An 11,880-nucleotide genomic window follows, 5' to 3' on the forward strand; every position below is an offset into this window, starting at 1 on the left:
ACCTTCATCAACGGCGAGGAATGCTACAACGGCCTGCAGCTGCTCAAGGCCGAGGCGGCCCATCAGGGCCGCGACCTGCGCGCCTTCGCCGACCTGCTGATCTCCGATATCGAGATGCCGAGCCTCGATGGGCTGACCCTGTGCAAGCGCATCAAGTCCGATCCCGTGCTGAAAAATCTCACCGTGATCATGTTCTCCTCCCTGATCAACGACCAACTCGCGCACAAGTGCGACGAAGTCGGCGCCGACGGCCACATCAGCAAGCCGCAGATCCATGCCCTGGTGGCGATGATCGACGATTACTGCCTGAAGTAGGCGCCTCGCGCCCAGGTTGCAACGCAAAACGCCCCCGGCCTTGTCCAGCAAGGCCGGGGGCGTTTTGCGTTCAGCAGGGCAGGGCTCAGTCGCGGTCAAGGCGCTCGGCGAGCAGTTCGATGGTGTGGGCGGCGCGCACCGGCAGACCGCGTTTTTCCAGGGCGCCGCGCAGCATGATCAGGCAGCCCGGGCAGTCCATGGCCACCACGGCTGCGCCGCTGGCGGCGATGTCGTTGACCTTGTCCTTGGTGATCTCGCGCGAGATCGGCGGATGGCTGGTGAAGGAGTAGGAGCCGCCGAAGCCGCAGCAGCGGTCGGCACGGGCCATTTCCTTGAGCTGGTAGCCCGCGTCCTCCAGCAGGGCGCGCGGCTCTTGCCACACCCCGGCGCCGCGGCGCAGGTGGCAGGAGTCGTGATAGGTGACCGTTTCACTCTCGGACGCGGTGCCGGCGGGGATGCGCTCCTCCAGCACGTTATGGATGAAGGCCGAGACATCCAGGGTTTTTTCGGCGAGGGCCTCGGCCTGTCGCGCCCAGGCCGGATTGTCTTTGAGGTGCTCGACGAAGTCGCGGCGCAGGGCCATGGTGCAGGTCGGGCAGGTGGTCACAACGTAGTCGGGATTCTCGGCGAGCAGCGCCTTGACGTTCTGCTCGGCGAGTTCCACCGCCGTTTCCCGGTCCCCGGAATAGAGCGCCGGAATGCCGCAGCAGTTCTGCTCCTCGGGATAGTAGACCGCGACCCCCAGGCGGTTGAGCACCCGGACCAGGTCGAGGCCCATTTCGGGGTAGATGAAATCGTTGCCGCAGCCGCCGAAAAAGGCCACGCGGTAACGCGGCTGATCCACCTTCTGCGGCACCTGCGGTAGCAGGTCGCGCAGGGGCTTGGCGGCGATGGTCGGCAGGGTGCGCCATTCGGTGAAGGAGGAAAAATAGGCGGGCAGGTGGCGGATGGTGCGCTCGCCCTTGCTCACCGGCTTTTGCAGCAGGCTCGCGGCGCGCACCAGGCTGTGGAAGAGCTTGCGGTTGCGCATCACCTTCTTGAAGACGATGGATTTGGCCGCGCCGATGCCTTCCTCCTCGCCGATCACCGAGCGCAGGTGCAGAATGATGCCCTCAAGGTCGATGTGGCTTGGGCAGATGGCCACGCAGGCGCGGCAGCCGATGCAGGCGCGCACGATCTCAGCGGCTTTGTCTAGCCCATGGAAAAAGGCGGTGAGGATGATGCCGATGGCGCCGATGTAGATATGCCCGAACACATGGCCGCCTACCGTCTGGTAGACGGGGCAGACGTTGGCGCAGGCGCCGCAGCGGATGCAGCGTAGGGCATCGCGGCAGTGGGGTGATTCGGCGAGGGTGCTGCGCCCGTTGTCGAGCAGCACGATGTGCAGTTCCTTCTCGCCCTCTCCGCAGGGCACCGCGCCGGTGATCCAGGTGACGTAGCTGGTGAGAAACTGTCCCGTGGCGTTCTTGGGCAGCACGCGGATGACCTTGGCGGCATCCTCCAGGGTCGGCACCAATTTCTCGATGCCCACCAGGGCCACGTGGATTTTGGGCAGGGTGGCGGCCAGTCGCGCGTTGCCCTCGTTGGTGACTAGGGCGATGCCGCCCGTTTCGGCCACGGCGATGTTGGCGCCGGTGATGCCCATCTCGGCATCAAAATAGGTCTGGCGCAGCTGCTCGCGCGCTACGCGCACCAGGTGCGCAATCTCGGCCGGCTCGCTGTTGCCGGTGACTTTGCCGAACAGCTCCGCCACTTCCTCCTTGAACATGTGGATGGCCGGCATCACCATGTGGCTCGGGCGCTGCCCGGCCAATTGGATGATCCACTCGCCCAGATCGGTTTCTACCGCTTTGACGCCGACTTTGGCCAGGGCATCGTTGAGATGGATTTCCTCGCTCGCCATGCTCTTGCTTTTGGCGACGGTCTTCACGCCGCGTTTTTGCGCCAGGTCGGCGATGTAATCGTTGGCGTCCTCGGCTGTTTTGGCCAGATGGACGATGGCGCCGGTTGTGCGGGCATTGTCCATGAACTGGGCAAGCAGCTGCTCGCGGTTGTCGCGCACCTCATCCTTCATGGCGCCGATTTCGCGGCGCAAAGCTTCGAAATCCAGGCCGGCAAAGGCGTTGGCGCGCGAGACCAGGTAGGCGTCGCCGAACTTGTGCAGGGCCTCCTGCAGTTTTGGCTTGGCCAGGGCCTGGTCGATGCGCTGCTTGTAGTCTTGGGTGCGCTGCTTGTTCATGGGAGCTCTCCAGGTTCAAGACGCCCGACTTGTCAGACCTGTCCGACGGGCCGGACAATTCGGACGGGTCCGACTAATTCTCCAGGAAGTCGTCCGAGAGGCCGTCCAGCAGCAGGATGTGCAGCTCGCAGGGGCCGTGCACGCCGATGGTCAGCACCCGCTCGATGTCGGCGGTGCGGCTGGGGCCGGAGATGTAGGCGAGAAAGCTGCGCGGTCGGCGCTGCTGCAGGCGGCGCACCCAAGGGATGGCGGCCAGGCCGTCGGCGACGATCTTGCGCGGATCGAGCAGCACGAAGTGCCGCTCGGGCAAGGTGGTGGCCAGCCGCGTCGCCTCGTCGGTGCTTTCCAGCACAATGGTGCCGGTATCGGCGATGGCGAAATTGGCGCCGGACACCCCGGCGGGGGCCTGGGGGGCGACGACACGAAAATCCCGGGAGGCCAGGTCGCAGCCCCGCTTGCGCAGGGCGCCGGCCAGGTCGAGGCGCTCAAGGGCGGGGCTTGGCGGCACAAGGATCAGGCCCCCGGCCTGGTCGCTGATGTACGCGGCCGCTTCCTGCGCCTGGCTGAAAAACTTGACCTGGGCGCCGACGCGGATCGCGGCTTCACGAAAGGCTTGAAGAAGGTCTGCGCTGGACATGGCAAGGATCTCCAAAAAAAGTGGTCTTACCAGTTGCTAAGATCCTAGTTTAGGGTATTTTTCCTGTCAAGGGCAAACAACGTTTATTTGCGTCCCCCGGCGGGAGGGATTTTCTTCGGCGCTCCGGCGCCATCTACGCGTGGGTCGGCGCTTGGGAAATGCCGATTGGTTCGTGCGCCCGCCGTGACTTTTTCAAACAAATTGCACCTTGGGCGGCGCCTCTTGCATAGCGCGAAAGATTAAATTCTATCCTCGATCGGGAAATTTTTCCAAAATTTGTTGAAAACGACGTTTTGTTTTTGCCTTGACGCCACCCAGTCCTTCGGCTATGGTTTTGTTTACGTTTTGGTAAGACCAGTTCAAGGTCTTATCTTTGGGTCGTTTGGCCGGTGTCCCTCGGCCATTATGGCAGTTCCCCCCCCCAGTCAGAGGAGGAAGCGATGAAGAAAATCCGGATTCTGGTCGCCCTGTTGACCGCCTTGACCCTGATCTGCGCGCCCCAGGCCTTTGCCCAGAAGCGCGAGAAGTTCGGGGTCGACAAGCGCCACGAGGAAACCAAGCGGGCCAAGGTGGAGACTTCCAATAAAACCTTCCGCTATAAAATGGTGACGCCCTGGTCCAAGGGCATCCTCTGGCATGACTTTGCCCAGCATTTCGCCGATTCGGTGCGTCTGGCCTCGGGCGGCCGCCTGGACATCCGCGTCTTTTCCGCCGGCGAGCTGGTCGGCGCCATGGAGATCTTCGACGCGGTGAGCAAGGGCTCGGCGGAGGTCATGCACGACTGGTCCGGCTACTGGAAGGGCAAGAACGAGGCCTTTGTCGCCTATGCCTCGGTGCCCTTCGGCCTCGACGACGAGGGCTACAACATCTGGCTTTATGAGCGCGACGGTCTGGACATGGCCACGGAGCTCTACGGCCGCTACAACCTGGTGCCCTTCCCCTGCGGCCAAAGCGGCCAGGAGATGGGGCTGTTCTCCAACAAGAAGGCCACCAGCATGGAGGACTACAAGGGCATGCGCCTGCGCACCGTCGGCTGGTACATGGACATCATGAGCCAGCTGGGCGCGAGCGTTTCGCCCCTGCCCGGCGGCGAGGTCTATCTCGCCCTGGAGCGCGGCGTCATCGACGCCGCCGAGTTCTCCACCCCCGCGCTTAACTATCCCCTGGGTTTCGACGACATCACCAAGTACGTCATCTCCCCCGGCGTGCATCAGCCGGCCATCCAGAACATGGTGGTCTTCAACAAGGCCGCTTGGGATTCCCTGCCCGCCGATCTTCAGTGGATCGTGCGCATCGCCGCCGCCGAGACTCAACTCTGGTCCAAGGCCTGGATTGAAAATCTCAATGCCCAGGCCCTCAACCTGATGAAGGGCAAGGTCGAGTTCATCACCATGGACGAGAAGACCCTCAATGAATTCGCCAAGACCACCCAGCAGTACCTGGAGGATCTCAAAGCCAAGCATCCCGATGTGAAAAAGGCCCTCGATTCCCAGGAGCTGTTCAAGAAGGATTTCGCCGACTGGCGTGAGCAGCGCAGCCGCGTCGCGCCTTGGCCCCTGGAGCAGTACATCCAGGGCAAGCACCTGCATTAACGCGCAGGCTGTGTTAAACCCAACCCAGGAGAGGAGACAAGACGGATGAAGAAAGTCAGGATGTGGGTCAGTATGTTGCTGGTGTTGATGCTGGTGGGCGCGCCCCAGGCCTTTGCCCAGAAACGCGAGAAGTTCGGTGTCGACAAGCGCCACGAGGAAACCAAGCGCCTCAAGGTGGAAACCTCCGACAAAACCTTCCGCTGGAAGATGATCATGCCCTGGGCCAAGGGGATGCTCTTTTACGACATCGCCCAGCATTTCGCCGATTCGGTGCGCCTGGCCTCGGGCGGCCGCCTGGAAATCCGCCTGTTCTCCGCCGGCGAGCTAGTCGGCGCCAACGAAGTGTTCGACGCCATCAGCAAGGGCTCGGCGGAAATCGCTCACTCCTCGCCCCTGTACTGGAAAGGCAAGAACGAGGCCTTCGTCGCCTATGCCTCGGTGCCCTTCGGCCTTGACGCCGAGGGCTACAACATCTGGCTCTACGAGCGTGGCGGCCTGGAAATGCTCCAGGAGCTCTACAAGCCCTACGGCATCTTCGCCCTGCCCGCCGGTCAGACCGGCCAGGAAATGGGCCTGTTCTCCAACAAAAAAGCTTCGACCATGGCTGATTTCAAGGGCATGCGCCTGCGCACCGTGGGCTGGTACATGGACATCATGAACCAGCTGGGCGCCAGCGTCTCGCCCCTGCCCGGCGGCGAGGTCTATCTCGCCCTGGAGCGCGGCGTCATCGACGCCGCCGAATACTCCACCCCGGCCATCAACTTCCCCATGGGCTTCGACGACATCACCAAGTACGTCATCTCCCCCGGCGTGCACCAGCCCGGCTTCCAGTGCGACATCATCATCAACCAGAAGGCCTGGGACTCCCTGCCTGCCGATCTGCAGTGGATCGTGAAGATTGCCGCCGCCGAGACCCAGCTGTGGTCCAACGCCTGGATCGAGAACCTCAATGCCGACGCCCTCAGGCAGATGAAAGCCAAGGTCGAGTTCGTCACCATGGATGACGCAACCCTCAACGAATTCGCCAAGACCACCAAGCAGTATCTCGATGAACTCATGGCCAAGCATCCCGACGTGAAAAAGGCGCTGGAGAGCCAGGAGCAGTTCAAGAAGGACTTCGCCGACTGGCGCGAGCAGCGCAGCCGCGTGGCTCCCTGGCCCATCGAGGATTACCTGAAGGGCAAGCACCTGCAGTAACCTGACGGTCGGCGCCGGACCCGGAGAGTGATTATTCCCGGATCCGGCGCCGACATTCTTCGGCGGGCGCGGCCCGCCAACGGAGTTCCCCCATGCTCAAACTCGCCCAAGGGATCGACGCTCTCAGCGAATACACCGGGCGTCTCACGGCGTACCTCATTTTGCCGCTGGTGCTGGTGGTCGCCTACGAGGTCTTTGCCCGCTACCTGTTCAACGCCCCGACCATCTGGGCCTTCGAAGCCACCAATTTCATCTACGGGGTGCATTTCGTGCTCGGCTTCGGCTACACCCTCAGGCATGAGGGGCATGTGGCCATCGATGTTTTCGAGGCGCGTCTGCCGACGCGGCCGCGGGCCATCCTACGGTTGATCGTCGGCGTGATTCTGTTCCTTCCCACGGTGGGTCTGCTCGCCTATGGTTCGGTGCGCTACGCCAGGGATTCCTGGGGGCATCTGGAAAAGGCCTCCACCTCCTGGGCACCGGCCCTGTATCCCTACAAGGCCCTGATGGCCGTCGGCTTTGTGCTCCTGCTGCTGCAGGGCGTATCCCGGCTGATTCATGACTGGCAGGCGCTGCGCCAGTCCGACCGCACCTAAGGGAGAAACTTTTTCATGAGCCCGGAAATTCTTACTGTTCTCATGTTCGGCACCCTGGTGCTCGCCATCGCCCTGGGGCATCCCCTGGCGATCACCCTGGCGGCCGTCGCTACCCTGTTCGGCCTGATCGACAACGGCTTCAACGTCATGGCGTTGATGGATCTGTTCGCCAACAACAACTGGGGTTTGATGCAGAACTACACCCTGGTGGCGGTGCCGCTGTTCATCTTCATGGCGCAGATTCTCGATCGCTCCAAAGTCTCCGAGGGCCTGTTCGACGCGCTTTACATCGTCATGGGCGGTCTGCGCGGCGGCCTGGGCATGGCGGTCATTCTGGTGTCCACGGTGTTTGCCGCCACCACCGGCATCATCGGCGCCTCGGTGGTGGCCATGGGCCTGATGGCCGGGCCCGCACTGCTGCGTCGTGGGTATGACCGCGGGTTGGCCTCCGGCATCATCTGCTCCTCGGGTACCCTGGGCATCCTCATCCCGCCGAGCATCATGCTGGTGGTCTACGGCGGCCTCACCGGCCTGCGCGAGACTTCCGTGGGCAACCTGTTCGCCGCGGCCATCCTTCCCGGGTTGCTGCTCTCAGGGCTCTATTTTCTCTACGTCATGGTGCGCTGCGGCATCAATCCCAAGATGGGGCCGCCCATTCCCAAGGAGGACCGCACCGCCACCCTGGGGCAAAAAGTCATGATGACGGCCAAGAATTTCGTGCCGCCCTTCGGCCTGATCCTGATCGTCATGGGCACCATTCTCGCCGGCATGGCCACCCCCACCGAGGCGGCGGCCCTGGGCTGCGTGGGTTCGCTGATTCTGGCGCTGTGCAACCGCAAACTCAATCTGGACGTGATCACCCAGGCGAGCCGCGCGACCCTGCGCACCACCGCCATGATCATGATGCTGTTCGTCGGCGGTAAGCTGTTTAGCGTGGTGTTTCTGAGCATGGGCGGCGGCTGGGTGGTTTCGGACCTGCTGCTGGGCCTCGACGTAAGCCCCTACGTGGTGCTTGGCATCATGATGCTGGTGGTGTTCATCCTCGGCATGTTCATCGACTGGGCGGCGATTCTGCTGGTGGTGGTGCCGATCTTCACCCCCATCGCCATGGATCTGGGCTTTGATCCCCTGTGGTTCGCCATGCTCATCTGCGTGAACCTGCAAACCTCCTTCCTGACGCCGCCCTTCGGTTACGCCCTGTTTTATTTCAAGGGCGTGGCGCCGCCGGAATACACCATGTCCGATGTCTATCGCGGCATTCTGCCCTTTGTCGCCATCCAGATTCTCGGTCTAATTCTGATGATCCTGTTTCCGCAAATCATTACCTGGCTGCCCAAGGTGTTTTTTGGTTAAACCTGAGCAGACCCGGGAGGAGGCCAAACCATGCTGCCCAAAATCGCGACGATTCTCTATGCCACGGACCTGGGGGCCGGCGCCCCTCATGTCTTTCGTTACGCCCTGGCCGAGGCGGAAAAACATGACGCGCGCATCGTCATCCTGCATGCCATGGAGCCCCTGTCGACCTTCGGTCAGCACCTGATCGAGCTGCATATCTCCCAGCAGCAGTCCGAGCGGATCCACCGGCAGGCGCGCGAGCATGCGCGCAAGAAGATCGAGGAGCGGGTGCAGCGCTTGTGCGACAAGGAAGTCTGCCACGCGCCGAGCGGTGCCGGCCTGGTCGGGGAAATCCGCGTGGTCGAGGGTCATCCGGCCAACGAGATCATGGCTCAGGCGCGTGAGGTCAAGGCCGATCTCATCGTCATGGGCACCCACCGGCACACGGTCATCGGCGATGCAGTGCTTGGCCACACCGCCAACAAGGTGATGCACCGCTCCGAGATTCCCGTGCTGCTGGTGCGCATTCCCGAGGGCTATCACGAGGAAGGTTTCTAGGCATCGCGCAGGAAGGGGCTATCCATGATTTCCAAGACAGCCATCGATCATCTGGCGGAAAAGCTCGGCAGGGACAACGTGCTGCACGAGAAGGAGGATCTGCTCACCCTGGGCTATGATTCGACGCCCGGCGTGCATCATCTGCCCGAGGTGGTGGTCTATCCGACCACCACCGAACAGCTGATCGCCGCCATGGAGATCGCCGAGCGCGAGGGACTGCCGCTTACGCCGCGCGGCTCGGGCACGGGTCTGTCGGGGGGCAGCGTGCCGGTCAAGGGCGGCATGGTGCTGTGCCTGACGCGCATGAACCGCATTCTCGAAATCGACGAGGAGAACCTCACCGCCACCGCCGAGGCGGGCGTCGTCACCCTTGATCTGTTCAACGCGGTGGCGGCCAAGGGGCTGTTTTATCCCCCCGATCCGGGTTCGCAGAAAATCTCCACCCTGGGCGGCAACGTCGCCGAGAACGCCGGCGGCCTGCGCGGCCTCAAATACGGGGTGACGCGCGACTACGTCATGGCCCTCAAGGGGGTGCTCGCCGACCGCGGCCTCATCGCCACGGGCGGCAAGAGCGTCAAGGACGTGGCCGGCTACGGTTTCAAGGATCTGCTGGTGGGCAGCGAGGGCACCCTGGGCATCGTCACCGAAATCACCGTCAAGCTCATTCCGCCGCCCCAGGACAAGCGCACCATCCTCGCCTATTTCAACGACACCCGCACGGCGGGCGAAGCGGTGTCGCGCATCATCGCCGCCAAGATCATCCCTTCAACCATGGAAATCATGGATCGCGCCACCATCAACTGCGTCGAGGATTACGTCAAGATCGGCCTGCCGCGCCAGATGGCGGCGCTTTTGCTCATCGAGGTGGATGGGCATCCGGCGCCGGTGGCGGAAGAAGCCGAGGGGGTGCGCCGGATTCTTGAGCAGGTCAAGGCCGCGGAAATCCATGTGGCGCGTGACGCCGCCCAGGCCGCGAGCCTGGCCGCGGCACGCCGCACCGCCCTCTCCGCGCTGGCGCGGGTGTCGCCCACCACCCTGCTCGAAGACGCCACGGTGCCGCGCTCGCGGTTGGCCGAGACCTTCGACGAGATCGAGCGCCTCACGGAAAAATATCGGCTCAAGGTCGGCACCTTCGGCCATGCCGGCGACGGCAATCTGCACCCGACGGTCCTGTGCGACGAGCGCGACCACGATGAGATGGAGCGCGCCCACGCCTTCTACAACGAGCTCTACGGGCAGGTGCTGGCCTGGGGCGGGACCGTCTCCGGCGAACACGGCATCGGCCTGGCCAAGAAGGAATATCTGGCCCGCCAGATCGGTCCCGGAGGTGTGCAGGTGATGAAGCGCATCAAGCAGACCTTCGACCCGCAGGGCATTCTCAACCCCGGCAAGATTTTTGACGAGGGTGATCCCTGCACGCAGGCCCATGTGGAGGAGGGTTTCCGTGTCTCCCACTGAGCCGCTGGGCAACTTCAAAGTCGAGGACGCGCCCCATTACGACGACGTGTTGCAGTGCATGCGTTGCGGCTTCTGTCTACCGACCTGCCCGACCTATGCCCTGACCGGGCGCGAGCGTTCCAGTCCGCGCGGTCGCGTCGCCCTGGCGCGGGCGGTGGCCGAGAAGAAACTGGAATTCACCCCGACCATCAAGGAAGAGGCGTTTTTCTGCCTGGACTGCCGCGCCTGCACCAGCGCCTGCCCCTCGGGGGTGCGCGCGGGCGAGGTGATGGAAGTGTGCCGCAGCCAGGCCCATGCCTTTTATCCCCTGGGCAAGATGGGCAAGGCCTTTCGCGAGTTCATCCTGCGGAAGATGGTGCCCTCGCCCGAGCTGCTGGAAACCTCCATGCTGCCCACGCGCCTCTACCAGCGCCTCGGCATCCAGTGGCTGGTGCGCCACCTCAAGGTGCTTAAGCTCGGTCCCGAGTGGATGCAAAAAGCCGAGGGCATGCTGCCGCGCCTGGAAAAGCCCCTGCGCCCGCAACTGCCCGAGGTGGTCGCGGCCCGGGGTGAAAAACGCGGGCGCGTCGGCTTTTTCCTCGGCTGCGTGATGACGCTGATGTATCCCAACGTATCGCGCAATACGGTGCGGGTGCTGTCCCATCAGGGTTTTGACGTGGTGACGCCCAAGGACACCAAATGCTGCGGCGCACCCCATCTCTCCGAAGGCGATCGCGAAACGGCGCGGCAGCTGGCGCTCTTCAACCTCGATCTGTTTCTTGCTCAGGATGTGGATTATATCGTGACGGATTGCGCCGGCTGCGGCGCCGCCCTCAAGGAATACGAAGAACTTCTCGAGGAGCGCGCCGAACATGACAAGCTGGCTCGCTTCCGCGCCAAGATCCGCGATATTTCAGAATTTCTCGCCGAGGTCGGCTTGCGGACCGAGGGGTTGCGGGAGGTGCGCGCCAGCGTCACCTACCACGAGCCCTGCCACCTCTGTCACGCCCAGGGCATCAGCGCCCAACCGCGCCAGATCATCCGCCAGATTCCCGGCGTGGAGCTGCGCGAGATGGCCGAGGCGAGCTGGTGCTGCGGCTCGGCGGCCACCTGGGGGCTCAAATACGCCGAGGACAGCCGCAAGGTGCTCGACCGCAAACTCGACAACGCCCGCGCCACCGGCGTCGACATCCTGGTGACCGCCAATCCCGGTTGCCATCTGCAGTTGGCCTGGGGCGTGCGCGAGGCCGGCCTGTCCCAGGAGGTGCTGCACCTCATGGAACTCCTCGGTCGCGCCCTGCCGCCCGATTGATCCCGCAACAGCAAGCCCTCTCTCCCTTTGGCCCGGCGGTCCTCCTCCCGCCGGGCGATTTTTTTACTCTGATCGCTCGTCCAGCCCCAGCTGCTCCTCCAGGCTCAGAACGAAATTCTTGGCCCGACCCGCCGGGGCGATGATGCCGTAGGCCAGGGCTTCGCGCAGTTCCGCCGGGGTGGCGCCGTGTTCCTTCGCGACCGCGAAGTGTTTCTTCAGTCAGTCGGGACAGCCCACCGCCACCGCGCAGGCGACGCGGATCAGTTCGCGGGTTTTCACCTCCAGCACTTCCTCGTATTCGAATTCAAAGACTTTCTTGCGTGTTTTCATGGATCGTCTCCGTCTCTGGTGGAATTCTTCCTTGATTTTGCCGTTGCGGCTGTGACATTTAACACAGGTTAAAGCAAGATTCCCCGATTGCAACCGGGGGCGGGCTGCAAGTGGCGGTTATGATAAGACTTTGCTTCGGTGCCAGGGAGAATTCAACCTCATGTTTCAGATGGAGTTGGCCCAGTTTGACCAGGCGGCGCGCGAGCGCCTGCCCGATGAGGCGCGGGTGGTGCGCGGGCGGCAGTGGGGCGCGCCGCGCCGCGAGCTGTGGGGCGTGGTCGCGGAGAGAACCCTGCGGCTGCCCCTGTTGCCCCATCTCGAATGCCGGGTGG

At 63.3% G+C, this 11,880-nt stretch carries 11 protein-coding genes; 8 read left to right on the forward strand and 3 right to left on the reverse strand.

The features are described 5' to 3' along the window. The coding region (locus QAT43_RS11090; protein WP_305043139.1) for a response regulator at positions 1 to 315 on the forward strand (315 nt) is incomplete at its 5' end. 85 nt (positions 316 to 400) lie between these two features. On the opposite strand, the gene ldhH is transcribed toward QAT43_RS11090, so the two are convergent. Then, positions 401 to 2,554 (reverse strand): L-lactate dehydrogenase (quinone) large subunit LdhH, encoded by a 2,154-nt coding sequence (gene ldhH / locus QAT43_RS11095; protein ID WP_305043140.1) that lies wholly within the window; start codon positions 2,552 to 2,554, stop codon positions 401 to 403. A 73-nt stretch (positions 2,555 to 2,627) separates the two neighbouring features. Further along, positions 2,628 to 3,191 (reverse strand): LutC/YkgG family protein, encoded by a 564-nt coding sequence (locus QAT43_RS11100; RefSeq protein ID WP_305043141.1) that lies wholly within the window; start codon positions 3,189 to 3,191, stop codon positions 2,628 to 2,630. Positions 3,192 to 3,631: 440 nt separating this feature from the next. On the opposite strand from QAT43_RS11100, the gene QAT43_RS11105 reads away from it, so the two are divergent. The 7 genes from QAT43_RS11105 to QAT43_RS11135 all read left to right on the forward strand — a co-directional run bounded on the left by QAT43_RS11105 (position 3,632) and on the right by QAT43_RS11135 (position 11,218). Then, complete coding sequence (locus tag QAT43_RS11105; protein ID WP_305043142.1) at positions 3,632 to 4,783, forward strand: TRAP transporter substrate-binding protein; 1,152 nt, start codon at positions 3,632 to 3,634, stop codon at positions 4,781 to 4,783. Between the two features lie 45 nt (positions 4,784 to 4,828). Beyond that, positions 4,829 to 5,980 carry a TRAP transporter substrate-binding protein gene (locus QAT43_RS11110; protein WP_305043143.1) on the forward strand — a complete coding sequence of 384 codons (1,152 nt, stop codon included), beginning with the start codon at positions 4,829 to 4,831 and terminating at the stop codon, positions 5,978 to 5,980. A gap of 92 nt (positions 5,981 to 6,072) precedes the next feature. Beyond that, the gene (locus QAT43_RS11115; RefSeq protein ID WP_305043144.1) at positions 6,073 to 6,576 is read left to right on the forward strand and encodes a TRAP transporter small permease subunit; all 504 of its coding nucleotides are present in this window, start codon (positions 6,073 to 6,075) and stop codon (positions 6,574 to 6,576) included. A 15-nt stretch (positions 6,577 to 6,591) separates the two neighbouring features. Next, positions 6,592 to 7,929 carry a TRAP transporter large permease gene (locus tag QAT43_RS11120; RefSeq protein ID WP_305043145.1) on the forward strand — a complete coding sequence of 446 codons (1,338 nt, stop codon included), beginning with the start codon at positions 6,592 to 6,594 and terminating at the stop codon, positions 7,927 to 7,929. A 30-nt stretch (positions 7,930 to 7,959) separates the two neighbouring features. Then, positions 7,960 to 8,469 carry a universal stress protein gene (locus tag QAT43_RS11125; protein ID WP_305043146.1) on the forward strand — a complete coding sequence of 170 codons (510 nt, stop codon included), beginning with the start codon at positions 7,960 to 7,962 and terminating at the stop codon, positions 8,467 to 8,469. A gap of 24 nt (positions 8,470 to 8,493) precedes the next feature. Next, positions 8,494 to 9,927, forward strand: coding sequence for an FAD-binding oxidoreductase (locus tag QAT43_RS11130; RefSeq protein ID WP_305043147.1), 1,434 nt, complete (start codon positions 8,494 to 8,496; stop codon positions 9,925 to 9,927). Then, positions 9,914 to 11,218, forward strand: a complete 1,305-nt coding sequence (locus QAT43_RS11135; RefSeq protein ID WP_305043148.1) for a (Fe-S)-binding protein — start codon at positions 9,914 to 9,916, stop codon at positions 11,216 to 11,218. Before QAT43_RS11130 ends, QAT43_RS11135 begins: the two co-directional genes overlap by 14 nt. 63 nt (positions 11,219 to 11,281) lie before the next feature. On the opposite strand, the gene QAT43_RS11140 is transcribed toward QAT43_RS11135, so the two are convergent. Continuing rightward, on the reverse strand, positions 11,282 to 11,548 hold the full coding sequence (locus QAT43_RS11140) for a GSU3128 family (seleno)protein (RefSeq protein ID WP_305043149.1): 267 nt from the start codon (positions 11,546 to 11,548) through the stop codon (positions 11,282 to 11,284). Positions 11,549 to 11,880 lie beyond the last annotated feature (332 nt).

It is taken from the genome of Geoalkalibacter sp. (assembly GCF_030604225.1).
GTDB lineage: Bacteria > Desulfobacterota > Desulfuromonadia > Desulfuromonadales > Geoalkalibacteraceae > Geoalkalibacter.